At 46.2% G+C, this 23991-nt stretch carries 20 protein-coding genes, 1 tRNA gene and 1 pseudogene; 6 read left to right on the top strand and 16 right to left on the bottom strand.

Going from position 1 to position 23991, the window contains the following annotated elements:
* Nucleotides 1-94: 94 nt before the first annotated feature.
* The 11 genes and pseudogenes from H6F74_RS07585 to H6F74_RS07535 all read right to left on the bottom strand — a co-directional run bounded on the left by H6F74_RS07585 (nucleotide 95) and on the right by H6F74_RS07535 (nucleotide 11386).
* Entirely contained in the window at nucleotides 95-1291 is a 1197-nt protein-coding gene (locus tag H6F74_RS07585; RefSeq protein ID WP_190438539.1) for a family 43 glycosylhydrolase, read from the bottom strand.
* Between the two features lie 177 nt (nucleotides 1292-1468).
* Nucleotides 1469-1681, bottom strand: coding sequence for a hypothetical protein (locus tag H6F74_RS07580; protein WP_190438526.1), 213 nt, complete (start codon nucleotides 1679-1681; stop codon nucleotides 1469-1471).
* Nucleotides 1682-1700: 19 nt separating this feature from the next.
* On the bottom strand, nucleotides 1701-2762 hold the full coding sequence (locus tag H6F74_RS07575; RefSeq protein ID WP_190438523.1) for a methyltransferase: 1062 nt from the start codon (nucleotides 2760-2762) through the stop codon (nucleotides 1701-1703).
* A gap of 53 nt (nucleotides 2763-2815) precedes the next feature.
* Complete coding sequence (locus tag H6F74_RS07570; RefSeq protein WP_190438522.1) at nucleotides 2816-4174, bottom strand: ATP-grasp enzyme; 1359 nt, start codon at nucleotides 4172-4174, stop codon at nucleotides 2816-2818.
* Between the two features lie 164 nt (nucleotides 4175-4338).
* A complete protein-coding gene (locus H6F74_RS07565) occupies nucleotides 4339-5178 on the bottom strand; it encodes a class I SAM-dependent methyltransferase (protein WP_190438520.1) in 840 nt (279 codons plus the stop codon).
* Nucleotides 5171-6469, bottom strand: a complete 1299-nt coding sequence (locus H6F74_RS07560; protein ID WP_190438518.1) for a sedoheptulose 7-phosphate cyclase — start codon at nucleotides 6467-6469, stop codon at nucleotides 5171-5173. Before H6F74_RS07560 ends, H6F74_RS07565 begins: the two co-directional genes overlap by 8 nt.
* A 782-nt stretch (nucleotides 6470-7251) precedes the next feature.
* Nucleotides 7252-8343, bottom strand: a pseudogene (locus H6F74_RS07555) (trypsin-like peptidase domain-containing protein); the annotation flags it as partial.
* Between the two features lie 93 nt (nucleotides 8344-8436).
* Nucleotides 8437-8934 carry a biopolymer transporter gene (locus tag H6F74_RS07550; protein ID WP_347269487.1) on the bottom strand — a complete coding sequence of 166 codons (498 nt, stop codon included), beginning with the start codon at nucleotides 8932-8934 and terminating at the stop codon, nucleotides 8437-8439.
* Between the two features lie 155 nt (nucleotides 8935-9089).
* Nucleotides 9090-9611, bottom strand: a complete 522-nt coding sequence (locus H6F74_RS07545) for a PD40 domain-containing protein (RefSeq protein ID WP_190438514.1) — start codon at nucleotides 9609-9611, stop codon at nucleotides 9090-9092.
* A gap of 142 nt (nucleotides 9612-9753) precedes the next feature.
* Nucleotides 9754-10248, bottom strand: a complete 495-nt coding sequence (locus H6F74_RS07540) for a biopolymer transporter Tol (protein ID WP_347269486.1) — start codon at nucleotides 10246-10248, stop codon at nucleotides 9754-9756.
* A gap of 157 nt (nucleotides 10249-10405) precedes the next feature.
* Complete coding sequence (locus tag H6F74_RS07535) at nucleotides 10406-11386, bottom strand: Ycf66 family protein (RefSeq protein WP_190438513.1); 981 nt, start codon at nucleotides 11384-11386, stop codon at nucleotides 10406-10408.
* A 23-nt stretch (nucleotides 11387-11409) separates the two neighbouring features.
* Between H6F74_RS07535 and H6F74_RS30435 the strand changes: the two genes are divergently transcribed.
* A complete protein-coding gene (locus H6F74_RS30435) occupies nucleotides 11410-11538 on the top strand; it encodes a hypothetical protein (protein ID WP_277875773.1) in 129 nt (42 codons plus the stop codon).
* A 101-nt stretch (nucleotides 11539-11639) separates the two neighbouring features.
* Here the strand turns inward: H6F74_RS30435 and H6F74_RS07530 are convergent, their stop codons facing one another.
* A complete protein-coding gene (locus H6F74_RS07530) occupies nucleotides 11640-11759 on the bottom strand; it encodes a photosystem II reaction center X protein (RefSeq protein ID WP_190410189.1) in 120 nt (39 codons plus the stop codon).
* Between the two features lie 270 nt (nucleotides 11760-12029).
* On the opposite strand from H6F74_RS07530, the gene H6F74_RS07525 reads away from it, so the two are divergent.
* Nucleotides 12030-12314 carry a YggT family protein gene (locus tag H6F74_RS07525; RefSeq protein ID WP_190438510.1) on the top strand — a complete coding sequence of 95 codons (285 nt, stop codon included), beginning with the start codon at nucleotides 12030-12032 and terminating at the stop codon, nucleotides 12312-12314.
* A 49-nt stretch (nucleotides 12315-12363) separates the two neighbouring features.
* Here the strand turns inward: H6F74_RS07525 and accC are convergent, their stop codons facing one another.
* Nucleotides 12364-13713, bottom strand: a complete 1350-nt coding sequence (gene accC / locus H6F74_RS07520; protein ID WP_190422905.1) for an acetyl-CoA carboxylase biotin carboxylase subunit — start codon at nucleotides 13711-13713, stop codon at nucleotides 12364-12366.
* Nucleotides 13714-13902: 189 nt separating this feature from the next.
* Between accC and H6F74_RS07515 the strand changes: the two genes are divergently transcribed.
* A tRNA-Leu gene (locus H6F74_RS07515) sits at nucleotides 13903-13983 on the top strand.
* A gap of 122 nt (nucleotides 13984-14105) precedes the next feature.
* A complete protein-coding gene (locus tag H6F74_RS07510; protein ID WP_190438507.1) occupies nucleotides 14106-14717 on the top strand; it encodes a chorismate lyase in 612 nt (203 codons plus the stop codon).
* 45 nt (nucleotides 14718-14762) lie between these two features.
* Here H6F74_RS07510 and purF read toward each other — a convergent pair whose 3' ends face one another.
* The 3 genes from purF to pdhA form a co-directional block, all read right to left on the bottom strand.
* A complete protein-coding gene (gene purF / locus H6F74_RS07505; RefSeq protein ID WP_190438504.1) occupies nucleotides 14763-16253 on the bottom strand; it encodes an amidophosphoribosyltransferase in 1491 nt (496 codons plus the stop codon).
* 148 nt (nucleotides 16254-16401) lie between these two features.
* The gene (gene purL / locus H6F74_RS07500) at nucleotides 16402-18735 is read right to left on the bottom strand and encodes a phosphoribosylformylglycinamidine synthase subunit PurL (RefSeq protein ID WP_190438501.1); all 2334 of its coding nucleotides are present in this window, start codon (nucleotides 18733-18735) and stop codon (nucleotides 16402-16404) included.
* Nucleotides 18736-19229: 494 nt separating this feature from the next.
* Nucleotides 19230-20261 (bottom strand): pyruvate dehydrogenase (acetyl-transferring) E1 component subunit alpha, encoded by a 1032-nt coding sequence (gene pdhA, locus H6F74_RS07495; RefSeq protein ID WP_190438498.1) that lies wholly within the window; start codon nucleotides 20259-20261, stop codon nucleotides 19230-19232.
* 162 nt (nucleotides 20262-20423) lie between these two features.
* On the opposite strand from pdhA, the gene H6F74_RS30900 reads away from it, so the two are divergent.
* Nucleotides 20424-22757: an IMS domain-containing protein gene (locus H6F74_RS30900; protein WP_190438495.1), complete on the top strand. Its 2334-nt coding sequence runs from the start codon at nucleotides 20424-20426 to the stop codon at nucleotides 22755-22757.
* 90 nt (nucleotides 22758-22847) lie between these two features.
* On the top strand, nucleotides 22848-23810 hold the full coding sequence (locus H6F74_RS07485) for an AEC family transporter (protein WP_190438493.1): 963 nt from the start codon (nucleotides 22848-22850) through the stop codon (nucleotides 23808-23810).
* Nucleotides 23811-23991: the final 181 nt, after the last annotated feature.

Genomic DNA, 23991 nt, shown 5'->3' with positions numbered 1-23991 from the left:
ATTAAACGTAAAAATCGCCTAAGCTATAGAAACCCGGTTTTCTAACCGGGTTTCTGTATTTTCGGTTTATTTATGACTATTTAATCTTAAATTACTAATTTTTATAGCTCAGCCCAGAGAAAGCCCTAGAAAGGCAAATACTAAGCGTATCTGAGTAAGAGGGCAAAACCGGAGCATTTTGATTTTGAGAATCGCTGATATCCTGCCAAAGCACTCGAAACGCACCCTGTACTTCTAAGGCGTGGAGTCGGTGATACCAGCCATAAGCAATATATTCATCTGGATTAGTTGATGTTTGCAAAAAATTAGTGCCATAGATTCCTGTTTTCTCGCTACCCCTAACAACAAAATTGTCATTATTTACTGGCTTATATGGCCCGGTAATTTCATCTGAAATATACCAATAAAGCGAGGAACTGGTGATTTTCATGCGCTTCACCTTTTGCACCCATTTTGGATTCATCAGCATTTTGAAGCACGAAAAAAATAAATTATATTTGCCGTTTTTGTAAATAACTTGGGGACGTTCCATGTGATAATAAGGCCAATCGACTGCATCCATAGGTGCTTCCACAACAGGTGGTAACAACTTGTAAGAACCATAAATTTTATCGGCTACAGCTAAACCAATACATCCTTGAAAGTCACCAGCAACTTGAGAAGATGCACAAATAAACATATAATAATTGCCAGTTTTATCATCCTTAAAAATATAAGGATCGCGCCAGTGATAATGCTTTGTCCAGTTACTTCGACCGTACCAAGGATCGCGCTCATCTGGCTTCACTAAATAATTGTTAGAGTAGCGTTTAAAATGCAAACCATCGCGGGAAGTTGCTAAACCAATTGCTTCGTTTTTCTGGTGTTCCCCTTCTTTACCACCAGCTGAATAAAAAAGGTAATAAATATCATCTTCCTTATAGGTACAACCAGCACATATCCTACCAGATTCCCAACCATTGGCAGGCTCAGGCTCAAGAATGGTTCCCAAATCCTGCCATTGCTGGAGATCGGTGGAAATAGCACTACAGATGTTACTAACTGTCCACCAGGGATTTTGTCCTTCTAACCCTCTTAAGTAGAACATTCGGTAAACATCATCATCCTTCAAAATCCACGGGTCCCAGTTCATCGGTTCACCGGGGCGAAAATAGCGTAAAATTCCTGTGACAGTTTCACCTATTCTGATGAGGCCCCGTTCAGTTAAGTTTGTTGAAGACACAATCGAATTTCTTAAAGGTAGCGGTTCAATACCGCTGAGAATTTTTTTGTGTAGAGGATTGAGTTTCATTGGAAATTGTCATGTAACTTGGTATTAGATAAGTCAGTAAGGTTTAGATAAGAGTTGATCCCCCACTACGCCTGATTTATGCTCTGTTGGAGGATATTCGAGGGTCAAAAGTAGGGAATGGTAGAGCGATCGCGTTACCCAACACCCATAACTACTTGTTGGGTAACGCGACCTCAACTATTTGGTATTAGATAAGCGAATTGTGCCATCCTCAACGAAAATCGCCCACTGCGGATCTGACAACCCATCCACAAAATGTCCGCCTTCATCTACAAGCTGGAAACCATAGAAAACTGGGTTTTCCTCTGTTTCCGGGTTTACAAGCTTTCCTCCATAGAAACCATCAATGATCAAGTTAGCTGACTCCTTTTCCCAAGGCAAACCTGCCATTAAAACTTGAATTATTGCTTTAAGATACCAAACCAAATTCCATTGCAGAAAGGTTGGTTTGAGTGTCAACAACTTTCTCTAACTGAAAACCGCACTTTTCAAACAAATCCTTGAATTGCTTCTTCGTGCGCCATCCACCTCCAGGTACAGCTACATTAATTTGGACGGCAAAAATTCCCGGCATAATGCCATCAGGCGCGACTTTTGGTTCGTCTAAATCTGGGACAAAAGCTTGCAAAAGAATAATTTTTCCGTGCGGTGGTAGCGCCTGCTTGCAGTTGTGTAAAATTTTCATTGCGTCTTCGTCATTCCAAGCCGAGATGAAATACTTCATAGCGATCGCATCCGCACCTTTTGGCACTGATTCAAACACATCGCCGGAGATGATTTTCACCGCATCTTTATCAACTCCTTGCTTTTCTAGATAAGCAGGTGCAGTTTCGGCTACATAAGGCACATCAAACAATATTCCTTTACAGCCAAATCGCTTGACAATATTGGCAATTAGTCCACCTTGTCCGCCGCCAACGTCCATCACTGTATCAAAGCGGCTGAAGTCATAAACATCCAGCAACGCATCAACGGCGTGATTCGTCAAAAAACTCATTGCATTGATGAAGACATCGCCACTCCATTCGTTGTCCTGGCAAAACTGATAAACGCTCTTACCGTTTGCCTTCTCAAATGGGACTTCACCTGTATGCAAAGCATCTTCAAGTACCTTCCAGGCGTCCCATTGTGCGGGTTCGGTAAGGTGCATCGCAAGATGTCCCATCGACGGGCCATGATTAGTCACAAGGAGGGAGGATACTTCCGTAGGAGCAAAAATTCGTCCTGGCTTTTCCTCTAACACATCTAAATGAGCTAAAGCTCGGAGGATAAAATAGAGCCTTTCTGGTTTTGTGTCCGTTTTTTGGGCTAAATTTTCAAGACTTTGCTCCCCCTCGTCTTGTAACAAGTTAAATATGCCTAGGCGGGTAGCAACATACATACACTGACTTTTTACGAAAGCCAAAACCATATCAAAAAGTTTTTTCTTGGCTTCCATTGATGCAGTTTTCTTAACTGGTGTGGTTGTCATTGGTTGTTTGTCAGTTGTTGATATTAAACAGTAGGGAAAATTCTTTCTCTTCGCTAATCGCCACCTAATTCCACTAACTTCCCAATGTTGAAATCTATTCGTATCCAGCCCTGAAGTCTGCGTAAATTGTCAAAGAGGAGTAAGGGAATTTGCCAGTGGTGTACCATTAAAAATGGCAGAGGGTCATTAACCTCAAAAATGGCATCTTTTCCGTGCAAAATGTTTCTAACCCAGGTTTGCAGTTGTTTGAAGGATCTAATTTCATTAAGTCTCCAAACTTCGTGATACAGCCAATAAGTAGGCTTACTATCGAGAAGAGGTTGCAAAGGTTTAGCTAAAGGTTCTTTACCAAGATATGCCTCTGCTACACCTGGATGGTTGTAAAACATTGTAATGGCGGAATGCGTGCGGGGGTTGCATTCGATGGCATAAACAGTCCCGTCTTCAGCTTGAATGAAGTCAAAGGAAACTTGTCCGGTAAATTTTTGTTCTTTAACAAAATAACTCACCCACTGCATAATTTCCGGCTTATCAACGTTTTCGTAGTTAACTTGAAAAGCCGATGATTCGCAGCAGCAGTGCAGTTTTAATTCTCCATCTCGCACCGTACTATGAGTGCAGTATTCTTTTCCGGGGATGAATTCCTGCATAATCCAAGGTTTCTCGTCGCTGATAGGCAAACTATTCACAAATGCCTCTGTTTGCGATCGCGTTTCGCATGGTAGCTTGGTGAGATTCAAGCGCAGCACTGAGTCGTAGGGAATGCTTTTGAGAATGTATTTGCGTTTCTCGTTGGAAAAGTCAAAGTTTAGGACTTGTTCGGGGTGGGTAATTTTGAATGATTTGGGGACTGATAAGGAAAGACTTCGCGCAACTTCTGCAAAGGCAAACTTATCGTCTAGCATTTTTGTCACTTCTGCATCAAAGTGAAACACCTCGCAACAACCGGATAACTCTGGCTTTGCTAAAGAGTCGTAATAGCTTTGTACGGGACTGCATACTGGAACGTAAATGTCAATACTTTCTTGTTTAGCAATAGAAAGTAAAGCTTGAATGTAGCCTTTTGGATCTTTGTACGGTGCAGGTACGGTATAAAAGCGATCTATTGCGTTGGAAAATCTATGACCAACTAACCAATATTTGTGAGTTTCAACTAAAATAACCCGATGTCCGGCTGCATGAAACGATCGCGCAAGTTGCAGGGCTTTGGTCATTTTACCGCCCGTAAGCAAGATATTCTTGGGATTTTCGGTTAATACTTGCTTTTGAAATGGTCGGCTGACAAAGTTCCACAACAGTAATGCTAAGACGAGGGTGCAGTTGAAGGGAAATGCGATCGCAAGTAACAGCAAAGTACCGAGATTTTGAAACAATGCCAAAATCTTCGCCTGTATAGATTGTTGTTGCGCCATAACAACGGAGGTTAAAAGTATGGTGATAGTTTTGACTTAGGTACTACCGACGGCTAAAGTCGCGACTACAGGAGCCATAGCCTGCTAAAAGCAGGCTATAACAAATGGCCTTTAAAGACCGCGCAGCATCCGGTCTTTGTATGCAAAAGCCGCGACTTTAGTCGTTAGGCCGCTGGTAGCCGTCTGATGATGGTCAAACCGTCGCGCAAAGGCAACAATACCTGCTCAACGCGAGGATCGTTCTTGACGATATCGTTGAAGATAGCGATCGCATCTCCATTTGCCGAACGTTCTTGCGCCGGAAGATAAGGCTGTCCTTGCAATAAGGTGTTATCAACGCAAATAAACCCGTCGGGAGAAAGCAAGTTAAAGTCCAGCAGCATTTGGTAATACTGCACGTATTCCTTCTTATCTGCATCGATGAATGCGAAGTCGAAGGACTCGCCAGCAGCAGCTAACTTGCCAAGCGTCTCCAAGGCTGACCCCAATTCCACATGAATTTTATCGCCGTGGGGGGATTTGCGAAACAAAGACTGTGCAAAGTTAGCTACATAAGCATCTACCTCGCACGCCACCAAACGTCCATCACTCGGCAAAGCTTCCGCCATCGCCAGTGCTGAGTAACCTGTAAACATCCCGATGTCCAAGACATTTTTGGCTCGTGTCATGCGGACAAACATTTTCAGCGTTTGTCCTTCGACGTGTCCGGAAAGCATTTCTTGTTCCAAAGCACGCACTGTAGAACCGTCGGAAAATTTCTTGTTCCAATGCTCTTGGCGGGTAGCATCAGCGATCGCTTCTAGCGCTTCTGACTCAAGGTTGGTACAGTGTTCCAGGTACGGATCTAATCCTGCCACCAAACGCAGCGCTTTTTCCAGGTTTTCTGTCACCTGAGATGATACGCTTGCATTTGAAACCAAATAACGCATGGCGGTTTCCAGGTATTCTACAGCAATACCCAGCGGCGTGACCGGACGAGCTTTTAACTCGTTCAAGCTAGACATTGTTTGCACTCCCGACCAAGTTCTGCGCGACGCTTTCGATGTAACTTTGTTCGTCGTTGGTCAGGTAGCCATCGATTTCTGATTCTACACTGCTAATGTAAGCATCTATTCCTGCACCTGCACGCGGGTAGGTGGCGCAAATACGCTTGTGTTCGATGAGTGCTGCGTCTAGTTCTTCTCTAGTAAGGTCGTTGACGAAGACGCATTCGCCAATAGGTTTTGGCATCGCGGCTCTGAGCAAACCGTCTCGCGTCAGGGTGATAGACTTGGTTGCATACCACGCCAGATCGCTATCGAGCATGGGATGATCTAGGGAAAGACCGATGCGACTCATCAAACCGAGGATGCGATCGCGATCTTCCGTTGAAATATAGCCGCGTTGTTCGGCAATTGTCGCTGACAGTGCCATGTCAATATTAACTGCATGACCGTGCAACAGCGGCACTGACGGAGCTAATTCTAGTGTAGGACTCCAGGTGTGTCCGTAGGCAATTACCCGATCCAACATCAACTCATGCAAGTTGGGCGTTTCCAACTCTAGCATCGTCTTTATCGCTTCATAATTCAGCTTTTTGGAGACTTCTTTCAGCTTTGGACTGCCATCAACGTAGCCGAAGTGCGTGTATAGTAAATCTTCTCCATACTCATACAGCAACTCAAATACTTCGGCGTTGGCGACAACGGCAATTTTCACCAATTCTGCCATTCCATTCCGTATTTGGTCTGTCGGAAGCGTTTGTAAAAAAGAGAAATCCAAAAACACTTTTTTTGGCGCGTGGTAAGCACCCAAACGGTTTTTCAGTTTTCCATGATTTACCGCTACTTTAATTGCTATCCCCGCATCAATTAAACCAATCAAAGTTGTCGGGATGCGGATGTAATTCGTGCTGCGACGGTAAGCCGCGCAAGCAAAGCCGACAACATCTGAAACTAATCCCCCACCTACAACCAAAACTGGCTCTTTGCGAACTAAATCAAATTGCGAAAAAGCATCGACGATCGACAAAAACGTATCTACTGTTTTGTCGTTTTCCTTAATTACTACAGGAAATATTGTCAAATCGATGTTGTAGTGTTTAAAGTATTCTTCGATTTGGGAACCGTAAAGCTGATTTACGTTATGGTCTACAACCGCAAGAGTTCGCCCGAAGCTCTTATAACTCTCGGCTAGTTCCGCATTCTTTACATCGAATACTTGGTCTATTAACGTAAAACTGAACTCGATTTTTTCGTAGCCTTCTACGCGAAATTCAGTTTCATTTGCTTCAAATTTTGCTTCGATGGTACTCATTTTCTTGGCCTTGTTTCAATTTCTACAATTCAAGCAACTTAATCTGGCGCTTACCCTGGTTTTGCCCCAAATGCTGTCCCAGCGCGTTGCTTGAAACCGGAAACTGATGAAGACTTTAAAACGACGGGCTTTTCCTACCAAGCCAGAGGAAAACAGCCCCAAATTTCCCTTATTTTGAGCCATTGAGTACCTTATTTTTGAAATTAATCGAAATGTAATCAAATGGTCGGCTTTCTTTACATAAATAACTATGTATATCAGCAAGGTAAAGGGGCTAAATTCATTTCCCTCCCCCTCGAATAGGCTATTTACCTATTTACATAGTTTATTCACTAAAGCGTATTTAAAAAATCCTCCATAAAAGATGCGATCGCTTACTCTTTAACCCATCGTCTACTATTAGATTAATCCTTTTCTTATAAAAAATCATTCTTCAGATAGAACTTGTTTTATGATTATTTTTTTCCGGTTTTGTTAAAATATAAGGCTTGATCATAAAAGTAATACAACGGAACTTATAGTAAAAAACAAAAAACAATACTTAAAATTCAAAATTTTTACACCAAGCGGGTAAAATGTTGTGCCTATATAGAGAATACTAGGGGACAAAATTCTAAGGAAGGATCGCGTAGTATACTCAAAAAAAATAGGGCAATAAAATAAATTTATCCCCTTTAGTTTGATATTTTTAATTTTTAATATCTTAATATTAAATCAACGCTTTAGGGGATAATGATAATTCCCCGTCGCCGGACAGGGGGCTGATAAGACCTACCGGAAGCGGCTAAGGCTCGTAAGCGATAAGCCCCAGCTTCCCCTCCCCCAGAGGAATTGGCAATCACCAAGTAAGTACCATTTGCTGGCAGTGTCGCCATAATAGTAGCATTTTGGTTTCCGCCGCCATCATCGTCCTGAGCAAGCTCATTGCCATTAGGGTCGAGGAGAATCAAGTATGAGTCTAGCTGCTGGCTGATCATGTCAATCCTAATCCGCGCTCCAGCCCTTCCCTGAAAAATGTAGAGATCAAAAAAGCTGTTATCTACTGGTAAAACATTGTCACCTTTACTGAGTGCAGCATTGACGAAAGTACCATTTAATGAAATCTGCTGAGGCTGTTTAACAGGGGAAGTTGGTCGTTGGCGAGTTGAAGTAGTGGAGGCGCGTCCTTGGCGAACTGCGGCCAGAAAAGGTTGCACTTGGTCTACAGGAATAGCAAAACCAATGCCAATGTTGCCAGCAGTCCGACCGCTAGTGAAAATAGCAGTATTCACTCCAATCAGCTGTCCCTGACTATTCAGGAGTGGCCCTCCGGAATTACCAGGATTTATGGCTGCATCTGTTTGAATTAATCCTCGCTGTTTGTCGATGCGGCTGACAATCCCGACAGTGAAGGTTCCCTGAAATTGCCCAAAGGGATTACCAATAGCATACGCTCGTTGTCCTACCTGGACTGAGCCGGGACGAGCTAAGGCGACTGTAGGCAGATTATTCTGTCCGCGAATTTTTAGAACGGCTAAATCTAGACCATTGTTACCAAAAGCAACAATATCTGCTGGAAGTCTCCTACCATCTGCAAGAATGATGTTCAAGGTGCGACGACGAGCTTGTGCCACGACGTGGGCATTGGTTAAAACCAAGCCGTCTCGGCTAATGATGCTGCCGCTGCCAGTGCCATCACCCGCATCAATGGAAACTACAGCGGGACTGGCTTTTTTATAAACCTGAATATTAGTTCTTTCGTCAACGTCTTGAGCAAAGGCGCTATTTGGGGCAATAAAGTCAAAGGGAGCGATCGCTTCCATCGCATTAGCACCAATGGCAACTGCGGCAGCGACGATTCCCGAAGTTGCATTACGCAGGAGTTTGGTACTCATTCGTTAGTTTTTTTAAGCTTTTTTGATTGTTCTAACATATTTGATAGCGATCGCGTGTATCGCTAGCGGCTTCTGGTTTATTTCAATCATCTTCTATTGTTGTTGAAATCCGGATGCCGCCTGAGTACCCCGATCGACAATCGCAATATGCCATTGACCCAACTGACTACTTTCAAAAGCCACATAACGCCCATCTCCGGTGATGGTGGGATGGCGCACTGACCCTCGGATGTTGCTGGTGAGCAATCGCGATCTTTGGATTTGGCGATCGTAAACAAAGATATCAGTTTTACCTCGTTCGCTAGAAACATAGGCGATAAATCTACCATCAGCGCTAAGAGCAGGTTGATCCTGTCTGGAGTCGCGGCGATTTAGATTTGGGATAGAAACGAGACGGCGTTCCTGCAAGTCGTAGAGAAAGATGTCTCGATTGTTATTGCGGTCAGAGGCAAAAGCAAGATAACGCCCGTCGCTGCTGTAGGCGGGATGTTCATCTGGCGTTTGGCTGTTAATGCCACCCGTGAGTATTTGCGGCTGGTTGAATAGCTGGGTGTCAAGGCAACCAGTCAAGCTTAAGCCTAACAAAATTATTAACCAAAGTAGCGAACGACTACCAAAGGCGAACAAACAAAGCCTGCCTGGGCAGGCTATAAATATATTCACATTTTCTAAACCTGCTAGTCGCGATTTCGTTGGTCTAGCGGGCGAGTTTATTCGTCGGAGGTATTTGCCTAAGTCCTGCATCATCATGGAGATGGTGGAATCAGGGGTTCCCCAGAACGGCCGTAAACTGCAATATCCCACTGACCATTTTCACTAGATTCAAAGGCGATAATACCGCCATCGGCGCTAATTGTAGGGTTTCGCACTTCTGCTTGTAAGTTTTCTGTAAGATTGCGTAGCTGCCGAGTGTCGCGATCGTAGAGGTAGATTCCCGAACGACCTTGACGACTGGCAGCAAAAACAATGTAACGGCCGTCAGCAGATATAGAGGGGTGGGAAGCGATCGCATCCAAGGCATTTAAACCCGGTAAATCAATCAAACGCCGATCCACCGTATCAAAAAGATAAACGTCCTGAGTGCTACGCCGATCGGAAATAAAGACAATGTAGCGACTGGCAACTTGGGGTGTTAACTCTGAAGCCGGACTATTTAAACTTCGCCCTGCTGAATCGAAAGGAAAGCTCATCAAACGACCTGAGCCACTACAGCTGCTCAGCAAACCTGGTAAGGTGATAATTGCTGATATAAAAATGCAACATTTCATTGACATTTTGCACATAGCGACTTCCAGTCGCCGCTACACAAAGGAAACCTACCTACAAAGGTTTCACAAGTCTTAATTTAAGTCCGCGCGCCATCCGGACTTAGTTTTATATAGCCACGATTTTAATCGCCGGGTGAATGTGTCAAGGCGAGGTAGATGGGCTGCCATCGGGGATATCTAATTCAATATTAGATCCCCGGTCTAGCACCTCAACGTCCCACTGACCGCGACTGCTACTTTCAAAGGCAATGTAGCGACCATCTGGACTAATACTAGGATTTCTTACCCAGCTGCGATAGCCAATGGATAAGATTTGTGACGATCTGGTGCTGCGGTCGTAGAGTTCTAGTTCCGGGCGACCTTGATCGCTGGCAATGTAGGCTATATAACGACCGTTATGGCTGAGGCTGGGATTTTCTGCGATCGCATCCCTTTTATTCAAGTTCGGCAAATCTATAAATTGCCGAACTTGCAAGTCGTACATCCAAATTTGCCGCCCACCATCGCGGTTAGACACAAACGCCAGAAACCGACCATTGCCACTTAATGTCGGTTGCTCATCTGTATAACGACTGTTGAGGGTAACTGGCGTTAGCGTGCGATTGACTGGGCTACAGGCTACCGCTAACAAAGGCATACTTAACCAAATACCCCGCCTTACCCAGGTATGGATTTTCAGGCGGCACATCAATCTTTTCACTTGAACTTTGCCTAGTTGCTGGCAAATGTAGTCACACGGGAATATTCTCAGGAATTTGGGCGATCTACTAGCGATCGCCCTTACTAAGTCATTCTTAGGCAAAGTTTCCTGAGTTGTCGCCTTCATCATCCGGAAAGTCTATGGGTTTGTATTCCACATAGTCAGTTGGTGTCGCTTCTACATCGCCAGAAGGCGGTCGTGATGATTCTCTTGGCGGACGAGTTCTTTTTGGCTTAGTTGAACTCTCAGGATCGCGACGTGGCGATCGCGTTGAGCTGGGACGACTGGTACGGATTGGTTTATCTTCTTCCCAGGTATCTGTTGATTGCCAATCATCAGTTTCTTCTGTCGGACGACTTTCCGGACGACTGGTACGGATTGGTTTATCTTCTTCCCAAGTATCTGTTGCTTGCCAATCATCAATCCTTTCTGTCGGACGACCTTCTGGACGGCTAGGACGACTTGGCTTGTCCTCCCAGGTGTCTGTCACTTCCCAACCACTAGGCTGTTCGGTTGGGCGACTTTCTGGACGGGGACGACGCGGCGTTTTGCGCGTTCTGGACGATATTCCAGTTCCGGTTTCACTAGCTCGCTCTGTTGAACTCGGTCTTTGCGTTCCCCGGCTGCTGGGACGACGACGCGGTTCATCCTCATAGGTTTCGCGGCTGCTGCGAGAATCTTGCGTTCCTCTGATGCGGCGAGTTACAGGTCGCTCTTCCATCGGTTCGATTTCATCGAACTCGGCTCTATACACGCGGCTAACTGGTCGATCGTCTTCCACAATCGGCGTATCCCGCTTTGCTTGCTCCGTAGCTATTCCCCGCATCCGAACGCTTTCAAATCCGAAGAAGATGGCTGAGCCAGTCAACAGAAACTGACCGAATTGCAAAATCGGATCTAGTCGCCATCCCTGAAACAGGAGAATAAAGCCGCATAACAGACCGACGGCTGCAAAAAAGATATCGTGGTCTCGCGCTAGCTCTGGGCGCACGGAGCGCAGGAAGTACAGTGCTGCTCCTGCCACTGCCAGAAAAATACCCAGAATACTGGCTGAATTAAGCCCGAAGTTTACCATTGGTGTTTTCCCAAGACAAATCTATGTTAGCTAGTTCACCGAAAAAATTGCTACGCGGGTTGGGAATTCTAATTTTTAGTATCCTGGGTCAGCAGGAGAGCGATCGCGCAGAGATTAACTTGTCTCCAAGGGCAGCATTAGCTTCCCTTTAACATATAACATCTCAGTTTTTTTATATGTAGAGAGACTTTCCAAAAAGCCTCTCTACAATAATAATTTTCGCTAAACTGAGGTTTCAGGTTGCTCCCAAAAGCTAGGAACGTTGAATTTTATCCTTTTGGCTAATAAAGATCAGGGCTACTGTTGCCGGAATAACCACAATTACAGCACCCCAGAGCAGACTGTACAAAAAATTCGCTAATGAAGGTGTCATTATTCTTCGCTCTCTTTTACAACGATTTCTTTTGATCAATTTTAACGATATGTTATGACCTTGAGAACCCTTTTGGTCACTTGATTTTCTTGAAGGTCGTTTACAGCCCTTTGGGAATCTAACGCAGCACCAGAGGGCAGTGCTGCGTTAGAATAATGAGAGACTTAGTTACAAAAGTTTAAATTATCTGTCTTGTCGTACCGATTGCACGACAGGTAGCTAACAAGATAGAAATTTTTACCGTCGGAAATTTCCAAAGATTAAGAGCCAATGGACGCTGTCACGCTTGCTAGCTGGATACTTGGCCCGCTTGTGGGCTTAATGACCTTTTTGTTTATCTTCCGGATTGTCCTTACCTGGTATCCCCAGGTAGACTTGAATCGCCTTCCCTTCAATTTGATTGCTTGGCCTACGGAACCTTTTTTAGTGCCGTTGCGTAAAATTGTACCGCCGATTGGGGGAGTAGATATTACCCCGATTATATGGGTGGGGATTTTTAGCCTGATCCGAGAAATATTCTTGGGGCAACAGGGGCTACTTACAATGCTGCATTAGGTCTAGAGTAGAGTGGGCTTTTTGCCCACCCTACTACTACTAATGTTATTTATTGCCTCTGCATTAACTGCTCAACAAAATTGGTGTAAACCTCTCCCTCTAAAAACTCTGGGGTTTCCATAATTTTTTGATGGAAGGCGATAGTTGTTGGCAGACCTGTGATGGCGCACTCCCGCAAAGCCCGCTTCATGCGCTTAATGGCTGTCGGGCGATCGCTTCCCCAAACAATTAACTTACCAATCAGCGAGTCATAATAGGCCGGAATTTCATAATCAGTATAGACGTGGGAATCCATCCGCACACCAGGGCCACCGGGAGGTAAGTAACCACTGATCCGCCCCGGATGAGGGCGGAAATTGTGATCCGGGTCTTCCGCGTTAATCCGGCATTCGATAGAATGACCCCGGAGAACTACCTGGTCTTGGGTAAGCTGCAATTTCTCACCCTGAGCAATGCGAATTTGTTCTGCAATCAAGTCTAATCCCGTAATCATTTCGGTAACTGGATGTTCGACTTGAATCCGGGTATTCATTTCCATGAAGTAAAATTCCCCGGAAGGCGCGAGAAGGAACTCTACTGTACCAGCTCCGGTGTAGTTAATAGACTTAGCAGCCATAACAGCCGCATTACCCATTTTTTCGCGCATTTGTTGGTCTAGAACTGGGCTAGGAGCTTCTTCCAATAACTTCTGATGGCGGCGTTGGATGGAGCAGTCGCGTTCCCCCAGGTGAATGACGTTACCGTGGCTATCGGCTAAAATTTGAAATTCAATGTGGCGAGGACGCTCAATAAATTTTTCCATATAGACACCTGCATTGCCAAACGCTGCTTCCGCTTCTCCCTGTGCAGCTAGGAAGAGTTTGACAAGTTCGCTTTGTTCGCGTACCAGGCGCATTCCTCGTCCGCCACCTCCAGCGGTGGCTTTGATCATAACCGGATATCCAATTTTATCGGCGATCGCTAGTGCTTCTTTTTCCGAAAGCAACAGTCCATCACTTCCCGGTACAGTGGGAACCCCAGCCCGAATCATAGTTTCTTTGGCGGTGGATTTATCGCCCATTGCCCGAATTGCTTCCGGCGTAGGGCCGATGAAAGAAATCTGATGGGCGGCACAAATTTCGGCAAATCTGGCGTTTTCTGCCAAAAAACCGTAGCCTGGGTGAATCGCGATCGCATTGCGCGTTAAAGCCGCCGCAATGATATTGGGAATATTCAGATAACTTTTGCTACTGGCGGGTTCGCCAATGCAAACGGCTTCGTCCGCCAACTGGACATGGAGGGCGTGGCGGTCAATCGTTGAGTGAACCGCAACAGTAGCAATCCCCATCTCTTCACAGGTACGGAGAATACGGAGAGCAATTTCCCCTCGGTTGGCAATCAAAATTTTGGAAAAACGCATCTTCTAACTTTTTATAGAAATGGGGAGAGCTTCATAACCTACGATCCTAATTATTTCAGGATGTCGCCTTTAATCTCAGTAGAATATAGCGATCGCTTCTTTAACTTTGCATTCTTGGGCGTAAAACTCTCCTTTGCTCTAAGAAGAATGAAATTAGCATAGAAGATGCTACTATAGGTAAATCTCCGAGCGGATGTGGCGGAATTGGTATACGCGCACGTTTGAGGGGCGTGTGGCTTTGCCTTGCGAGTTCGAGTCTCGCCATCCGCATTATTTGTGACTGTTGAGTGTTGAGTTTTGATTAAACTCAGCACTCATAATTTTTATGGGGATGCGCTCCTGAGCAGAATTCTGTATCATTTCATATAGATAATGAAGTTTTGTAAATAAAATTGACTTCTACTGTTAGACCTACAAATAGTGTTGCGCTGCCGACAGGTTGGTACTCTCTAAACCCGATTTGGCAGGGTGGGGAAGAAGTAGTGCAGCAAGGATTGCCCCACACTCAGCTAGCACCAGCATGGCAAATGCTTTTGCTGGGCGACGGATCTCCTACCCGGCACCTACAACTTCTGACTGGCGAACCAACAGAAGTTGACGTAATTGATATGTCCCTAGTTGGCATGGATGCCGATGGCGCACCAGACCAAATCCAAGCGGTTCCGGGGCCAAGGTTGCGGCGGCAAGTGTGGCTGCGTACCGCTTCCGGGCAACGATTGGCTTATGCTACCTCCTGGTGGGAAGCCAGCCATGTAGATGAATATTTACAAAATCGGTCTTTGCCAATTTGGGCAAGTCTGGCGCGGTTGCGGACTGAGTTGTATCGGGATGTCCAAGGGATTTATTGCGGTCAATCACCTGCGTTAGAGTCTGCTTTTGAACAAGCGGGGCCGTTTTGGGGTCGCCATTACCTATTTTGGCACCACGGAAAGCCCTTAACCCTAATTTACGAAGTTTTTTCCCCTTATTTGACGAAATACTTGGGATTGTCGCAGCCCATTTAATTAATAGTCATTAGTCATCAGTAAAAAATGACTAATGACTAATGATTAACAACTGGCAGATTTTTCCAGCATCAACTTAGAACGCTTTACTTGCTCCGGAACGGTTATCGGATAGTCACCAGTGAAGCAAGCAGAACAGAAGCTATTAGTATCTTCGCCTGTCGTTTTCAGCATTCCATCCCGGCTGAGATAAGCCAGTGAGTCTACCCCAATTTGTTCGGCAATTTCTGCTACTGACTTTGTTGCAGCAATCAGCTGATCCTGGTTGTCGGTGTCAATGCCGTAGAAACAGGGGTGAGTTACTGGCGGGGAAGAAATTCGCATATGAACTTCAGTCGCACCAGCATCTCGGAGGGCTTTAACAAGTTTGCGGCTGGTGGTTCCCCGCACGATGGAGTCATCAACAATTATGATTCGTTTACCAGTTAGGACATCTTTAAGAGGGTTAAGCTTCATCTTGATGCCAGACTCGCGCATTGTCTGAGTCGGCTGGATGAAAGTGCGTCCAACGTAACGATTCTTAATCAAACCCTCGGCGTAGGGAATGCCTGATGCTTGGGAAAAGCCAATGGCAGCTGGAATGCCGGAATCTGGTACGCCAATGATTACATCGACATCAGCGGGGGATTCTTTTGCCAGCTGACGACCGAGCCGCAGACGGTAGCTATACAGCGTTTCGTCGTGCATAATGCTATCAGGGCGGGCAAAGTAAATCATTTCAAAGATGCACAGCTTCCGCTTGGGTTGTTCCGCCCAGAAAAATGAAGCTAAGCCTTCTTCGGTGATCCAAACTAATTCGCCCGGTTCAACATCCCGCACGTATTCCGCACCAATAATATCTAACCCACAAGTCTCAGAAGCAAGTACGTAACGTTGGGGGCTGGTACCCATGCTGCCAATTACCAGGGGGCGAATGCCATTAGGATCGCGTACCCCCATCAAGCCATCTGGTGTCCCGATTGCTAGACTAAAAGCGCCTTCGCACTGGCGAAAGGCGCAGATGGCTCCTTCTAACCAGTCTTTGCCGCCATTAATTTCTGTGGCAATAGACAAAGCGATCGCTTCTGAATCTGTTGTGGTAATTAAGTCCCATTTACGCCGCAACAACTCTTCGCGCAGTTGAGTTGTATTGACTAAATTACCATTATGTGCAAGAGCTAGTTTTCCTAAGCGAGTTTCCACAACCGCAGGCTGAGCGTTCACGACGCGACTAGAGCCAGTGGTGGAATAACGAGTATGACCAACCGCCAAATCTCCAGGCAATTGATTCAAGATTGTTTCATTAAATACCTGGGACACCAATCCCATTTCTTTGTGTAGATGCACCTGGTTGCCTTCAAATGTGGCAATTCCTGCCGATTCCTGTCCTCGGTGTTGTAAGGCGTATAGACCAAAGTAGGTCAATTTGGCAACATCTTGTCCGGGTGCGTATACGCCAAAAACACCACAGGCTTCCTCTGGCTTATCCGGGCGCTGTCTATCTGAGTCCGACTGGGCGGGATAAGCATTACTATCGAGGGGATGGTTGGGAATCATTTGAGAAGTTGGCTCCTAATTGCAGCACAGAAAGACTAACCAGGCTTAATAATCCTTAATAATCGCATAACCTTAACCTAATGTCGCTCACCTATAACTATAGTTATCAGGTGAGCGGTGCATCGAAGTAAGCAAAGGACAACTTGTGTTAGATTGCCAGACGGCGTTGAATAGCATTGTGAGTGCGATCGCTCATATCTTTCATGCTAACTTCTATTAAGGTTTGGCTTGAGGTCGTAAAAACCCGTAAAGAGGAGTATGGATTTCCAACCTGACCAAGTTGTTGCCAGTTATCTTCCAGATGCTCCTGTAAATAGGATTCCCAAATTGCTTGCTGTTGTTGCGATACAGAGATTAAAATTCTTGCTCCCCCTTCGCCAAAAAGAATTTCATCCCAACGTAAGGAATATTCCGAAGTAAGATTAATCTCGGCTCCTAGATTGCTGGTAATGCAGGATTCCGAGAGAGCGATCGCCACCCCTCCCTCAGCAGAATCATGCGCCGAACGAACCCAACCGCGACGAATTCCCTCGCGACAAGCAGCTTGCACCCTACGTTCCAACTCAAAATCTACTACTGGTGGTTTTCCAGCAACAATACCGTGAACTGTCGCCAAATACTCCGAACCGCCCAGCATTACACTCTCTGATGAATCCAAACGCCGTCCGATAATATAAATTAAATCTCCCGACTCTTGCCAACCTTGCCCACATATATGGGTAATATCCGGAATCAACCCCACCATCCCCACAACCGGAGTCGGGTAAATAGGCTTAGGTTTGCCCTGGCTATCCAAAGTTTCATTGTAAAGAGACACGTTGCCGCCAGTGACAGGCGTTTGCAACTCCCGACAAGCTTCTGCTATTCCCCGACAAGCTTCCGCCAATTGCCAGTAACCTATCGGCTTTTCGGGACTAGGGAAATTCAGATTATCTGTTACCGCCAGCGGTTCTGCTCCCACACAGCTAAGATTACGGGCAGCTTCCGCCACCACTGCCTTAGCGCCTTCGTAGGGGTCGAGATACACATAACGGGCATTACAATCTACCGTTGCAGCAACACCTATATTGCTCCCTTTGTTAGCTTCCACCGGGCGCACTCGCACCACTGCTGCATCAGCACCACCAGGCACAATCACAGTATTATTCTGCACTTGATGGTCATACTGGCGATAAACCCAACGCTTAGAGGCAATGCTAGGTGTATCCAACAACTGAAGCAAGATATCATTCCAAGTTTTGAAGTTGCCTTGGATTTCAATGCCATCTGGTGTGCAAGTGGGCAAAGATTCGCTTGTCCACTTCCAAGCTTTCTGCACATACTCTGGTGCTTCTGTCAATAACTCGCGATGATAAATTGGCGTATTATCAGCCAATGCCGTTGCTGGGATTTCAGCCGCTACCTCACCTCGGAAGAGAATCCGCACAATCGGCTTCTCAATCACTGTTCCGGCGACTACAGCTTGCAACCCCCAACGGTGGAAAATATCAATTAACTCTTGTTCCCGTCCCTTGTGAGATACAAACAGCATCCGTTCTTGAGATTCTGACAGGAGATACTCATAAGGCACCATCCCAGTTTCCCGCACTGGAATCTTATCTAAATCAAGTTCAATCCCAACGCCGCCTTTAGCTGCCATTTCTGAGGTAGAACAGGTGATCCCAGCAGCGCCCATATCTTGTGCTGCTACCACTGCGCCAGTTTTGAACGCCTCCAAACAAGCTTCAATCAGGGATTTTTCTAAAAAAGGATCGCCCACCTGCACTGCTGGACGGTCATCCATCGATTCATCGCTGAGTTCCGCACTTGCAAAACTCGCGCCTCCCATACCATCGCGTCCAGTGGTAGAACCGACATAAAGCACCGGATTACCTATTCCAGCAGCACCAGACATCACAATTTCCGGAGTTTCCATCAACCCCAGAGCCATAACATTGACTAAGGGATTCTCGCTGTAAGCTGGGTCAAAGTAAACTTCGCCGCCAATTGTGGGAACTCCGACACAATTACCATAATGTGAGATTCCCGATACCACGCCGCTGAAGAGTCGTCGCGTTTTGGCATCTTCTAGGGAACCGAAGCGGAGAGAGTTTAACAAAGCAATGGGACGCGCACCCATTGTAAAGATATCCCGGAGGATACCACCTACTCCCGTTGCTGCTCCTTGAAATGGTTCAATAGCTGAGGGGTGATTGTGGGATTCTATTTTAAACGCTAGTTGCAGCCCGTCGCCCAAGTCTACAACACCAGCATTTTCTCCTGGCCCCACGAGAATGCGATCGCCTTCTGTGGGAAATTGCTTTAATAGCGGTCGTGAGTTCTTATAGCAGCAATGTTCTGACCACATTACACCGAACATTCCCAACTCAGCTTTATTAGGATGACGACCTAACCGCTGGACAATTTCTGTGTATTCTTCCGGCTTTATACCTTCAGCGGCGATTTCTTCAGGGGAAAAGGGAGCAGAGGAGATTGTAGACATAGAACCCATGAAAGGCGTAACACGCTTAATTGTATCGATATTTTCCCATTACTTTTGCTCTAGGTTCGCTACTCTATACGCGGATGGCGCTGAACTAAAGTTTTGGCTAAGAGCTAAAGTCAGTTTCAACTGGATTAAATGCGGCGATATCAAGGGTGGATTTTACTTGGTGGAAGCTTGGGGGGAGACATACACCATCGAAGGTGCGAGACAGTCCTTTGATTTATTTTGAGGAAAATTGGTAGTTTTGAGCTTGGGTTGGCGGCTCCCCGATAAGTTCAAATAAGAGAATAGGTCAGCTTTGAAAGAGTTGATAGAAAATTCTATCTCTTCTCGCAGTATTCGATTCTTGTGAGAATTTTTACAAATATTGTTTTAGCACTAATTAAGACAATCTAATGATTATTGGCTATTAGGTGAAAACAGCAATTATTAGAAAAAAATAAGGTAGGCATTGCCTACCTTATTTTTAATTAAAGTTGTTAACTCACGTGTTAATCTTCGGCAAAAATGTAGCGGTACAACTCGCTGGGGTCGGGTTCGGGGCTACTTTCGGCAAATTTAACCGCATCGTCGATGACAGCTTGGATTTTCCGATCAATTTCTTTGAGTTCTTCTTGAGTTGCCAAGTTTTGCTCTGTGAGATGCGCCGCCAACTTTTTAATTGGGTCGCGGGCGAACCAGAATTCCTTCTCATTTTTGGAACGGAGTTCGTCGGGGTCGGCGAGAGAGTGACCGCGAAAACGGTAGGTGAGAGCTTCAATTAGGGTTGGCCCTTCACCAGCACGCGCACGAGCGACTGCTTCTTTGGCAACAGCCCGCACCGCTAACACATCCATTCCATCAACCTCGACACCCGCCATGCCAAAAGCATGAGCTTTCTTGTAAATTTCTGGTACAGAGGTCGCCCGGTCGTGCGCCATACCAATTGCCCACTTGTTGTTTTCCACAACAAACAAAATCGGCAATTTCCACAGTGCTGCCATGTTCAAACATTCAAAAAACTGCCCGTTATTTGCAGCACCATCGCCGAAAAAGCAAGCAGTTACTTGATCTGAACTAGCATCGCCCAAGGCTTCGCGACGGTATTTGCTGGCAAAAGCCGCACCAGTAGCAACAGGAATTCCTTCGGCAACAAAGGCATAACCTCCCAGTAGCTTATGCTCCGATGAGAACATATGCATCGAGCCGCCGCGCCCCTTGCTACAACCAGTAGCTTTACCGAATAACTCAGCCATCACCTCTTTTGCTGGAACGCCAGCACTCAAGGCGTGAACGTGGTCGCGATAGGTGCTTGAAACATAGTCCTCACCGGGACGCATCGCCTGGATAACACCAGTTGACACAGCCTCTTGACCGTTATATAGATGGACAAACCCGAACATTTTGCCCCGGTAGTACATCTCGGCGCACTTGTCCTCAAACGACCGCCCCAAGACCATATCCTCGTAAAGGAGCAATCCTTCCTCTTTGGTGATTTGAGTTTGAGCGGTATCAAAGACGGGTAAAATGCGTTCCTGAACCATTGATTTTAGGGATAAACTTAACTTGATTGGTTGAAGGGCGGTTTTTATGTACCAAGATACGCTTCTACTATAGAAGCTAAGGGGTATAATTATCGCACTATTCTATAGTTTATGTTTGATTATAGATATTAATTTAGTCGCTTGGGGCTGAGGAAGTAGACTGTGAGAATTCCGCTCGATTACTACCGGATTCTGGGCCTGCCAATTCAGGCTACAGCTGAACAGTTGCAGCAAGCTTATCGCGATCGCGCTCTGCAACTTCCTCGGCGCGAGTATTCCGAGATTACGATCGCCGCCAGGAAACAACTTTTAGACGAAGCTTACACTGTTCTTTGCGATCCAGAACAGCGTGCCGCCTACGATGCCACCTTTCTTGGCAATGTGGAGCCTCGTACCGAAATAAACGAAGCACCAGCAAAAGCTGATGTTGACCCCTATACCCCCAGCGTCGAAATTCAAAGCGAGCAGTTTGTTGGGGCGCTGCTGATTTTGCAAGAGCTGGGAGAATACGAACTGGTGCTGAAGTTGGGACGACCCTTTCTCAGCCGCGCCAGCATCAGTTTGGAAAAAGGTCGTTTGGGCGACCCGGAACTGGTGCAGCCAGATATTGTTTTGACTCTGGCGCTGGCTTGTCTGGAACTAGGTAGAGAGCAATGGCAGCAAGGTCAATATGAAAATGCTGCTACATCTCTGGAAACTGGTCAAGAATTACTGTTGCGAGAGGGGTTATTTGCCAGCGTGAGAGGTGAAATTCAAGCGGATCTCTATAAGTTGCGTCCCTATCGCATCTTGGAATTACTCTCGGCTAGTGAGGAAAAGGTTGCCGAACGCCGCAAAGGATTGCAGCATCTGCAAGAAATGCTGCAAGAACGCGGCGGAATTGATGGCACAGGCGAAGATCAATCTGGGCTAAGTATTGATGACTTTCTCCGCTTCATCCAGCAGCTGCGTAGTTACTTAACTGCATCTGAACAGCAGAACCTATTTGAAGCAGAAGCTCGTCGTCCCTCGGCAGTTGCCACTTATTTAGCAGTTTATGCCCTATTAGGGCGGGGGTTTGCCGAACGACAGCCCGCCCTGATTAGACAAGCCAAGCAGATGCTGATGCGTTTGGGCAAGCGTCAGGATGTGCATCTGGAACAGGCAGTGTGTGCGCTGCTACTAGGTCAAACAGAAGAAGCCAGTCGCGCTCTGGAACTCAGCCAAGAGTACGAACCTCTGGCCTTTATTCGAGAACATTCTCAGGGTGCGCCAGATTTATTACCAGGATTGTGTCTCTACGGAGAGCGCTGGTTGCAAACGGAAGTGTTCCCCCACTTCCGAGACTTGGCTTCAGTGCGGGCTTCTTTGAAGGATTATTTTGCAGATGACCAGGTTCAGGCTTATTTAGAAGAGTTGCCAGTAGAAGAAGATGTGACAAATGAGTGGGCGGTAATGCCGACTCAGCAGGTATCTTATGCGGCTGCTCCACCTGGACGGAGTGTGAGCGATCCGCCAGGATTCCGGAAACCTGTGGGGGCAGAAAGTTCCAATAACGGAGCTTCGAGGGAAGAGACAAGAGAAAATGCCGAAGATTCTTATGTATCACCTCCCTTGGAACCTACTACTGCCTCTCGACTGGCAAGTATGACTGCTACAATCGATCGTCCGCAGGCAAATGGTGCTTCTCCTCTACCGACGGCAGAGCGAATAGTTATACCGTCGCCGGAAACCGAGGGGAAAGATATAGGCTTGGTTGGCGATTCTTCAGTGCGGCGCAAGAATGGCAAAGCAGAAGCCAGAAACGCCACGTTCGCCAGTCGCTTACGCAGAAACGATTCTAGCTCAAAAGCATCGCCAAGTGGGGGAGATTTATCGACTCGTCGCGCCAGCAGAACATCGAAGTTGCGATCGCCAAAATCGGGACGGTTGATTTTACTCTTAATTGCCGGAATCTTGGGCGCGGGAGTTTTATTAATGCTCTTAATCGCTACTTTCAATTGGCTACAAAAAACCCTCGGCAGTTTCTCGGAACCCCAATTAGAGGGAGAGCAACCTTGGGTACAGCTGGCTGCACCTCCTATACCAATTCCGGAACCTGGTAGTCAATTAATCGCTCCAAGTGGCCCTCTAAACGAGGAAACTGCTCGACAAGTAATTCAGATTTGGCTATCAAGTAAAGCAGATGCTTTCGGTTCAGAGCATAACGTTGATAAGTTACAGCAAATCTTAGTTGATCCAGCTTTGTCTCGCTGGCAGAGGAACGCCCAAACCGTCAAAAACAGCAACTCCTATCGGAAGTACCAGCACAAGGTCGAAGTAACATCTGTTCAGACAGGGAATACCAACCCAGATCAAGCCAGCGTAGATGCACAGGTGAATGAAGCCGTAGATAGTTATCGAGACGGTGATGAGCAAAATAAAGTCAATTCTTCCGATGAAAGTCTGCGTGTCCGTTATGACTTGGTACGCAAAGATGGTCAGTGGCTGATTAAGGATATGACTGTGCTGAGATAGTCACTTGTCCGTTGAAGGATTGTTAACTGCTAAGGCGAAACTGGCTAATTGTTCAAAAACCATTAGCTATTAAGTCGTGATTAATAACTAATGACGGAAACCCTGCTTCACGCTTATACACCTTTAATCCTGTGGACAGGGCTGGGCCTAATCTTATTTAGATTTCTTCCCAGCGCTTTGCCTTGGTTTCTGGGTCGTACTCTCTACTGGGTTGGGGTGCCGTTAGAAATTCTAGCGCTGGTTCGTCGCACCAATTTTTCTCAAAATGTTGGACTGGCACCAAGTATTACAGTGGGAGCTTTAATACTTGGCTTCACTTTAGCAGGGCTGAGTTTGCGGGTTTGGAAAAAATTTGTTGCACCAGAAAGCGAAAGTAAAAAATATTTTTTACCTGATTTAGATCGGTCTACTCAGGGCAGTTTTATCCTAGCGGCAATGTTAGGAAATACAAGTTTTGTGGGGTTGGCGATCGCTCCCACTCTGGTTGGCACTCAGGCTGTTGGTCTGGCTGTCTTCTACAGCGTCACTCAAAACATCTTTGGGACTTACGGGCTAGGCGTATTCTTAGCCAGCTACTTTGGGCGACTATCTGTAGGTAATAGTTGGTGGATTCAAATTCGAGACGTTTTAACTGTTCCTTCCCTGTGGGCTTTCATAACAGGATGTGTCACTCACTCAATTAAACTGCCTTCCTCAATTGAATCAGGACTACAAAGTTCTGTAGGGTTTGTCATTTCTGGAGCCTTTGTGCTGATGGGTATGCGACTGGCTCAGATTCAGGGATGGAAGAGTTTTCAGACGGCTGTGCTACCTGCCATTTTAAAAGTAGTGGTTCTGCCAACACTGATCGGAATTGTGACAACACTTTGCGGCTTGTCGGGTGAACCGCGCTTAGCAATGGTGCTGATGTCGGGTATGCCTACAGCATTTGCTGGTCTGATCCTGGCAGAGGAGTACAACCTTAACCGAGATTTAATCGCCAGCAGTATTGTCGTAAGTACAGGATTGATGCTGCTGATGATTCCTCTATGGGTAGTTTTGTTTGGACAGTAGATCCAGCTACCGGTTACGCCAAAGCCAATACCTCACAATTGTTAACCTCCCTTTCCCTTTAAGCGAAACAGGGTGGTTTCATGTTAGCCAGAGAAAAACCTGGTGAACCTGATTGGCAAGATCGCGGATACAATCGGGAACAGTGCGACAGCCTAAACGACGGGCTAAAGTAATCAGAAAC

The sequence above is a fragment of the Trichocoleus sp. FACHB-90 genome, from assembly GCF_014695505.1.
Lineage (GTDB): Bacteria > Cyanobacteriota > Cyanobacteriia > Cyanobacteriales > FACHB-T130 > Funiculus > Funiculus sociatus.
The sequence above is the reverse complement of the archived record's forward strand: the minus strand, read 5'-3'. Positions and strand labels throughout refer to the sequence as shown.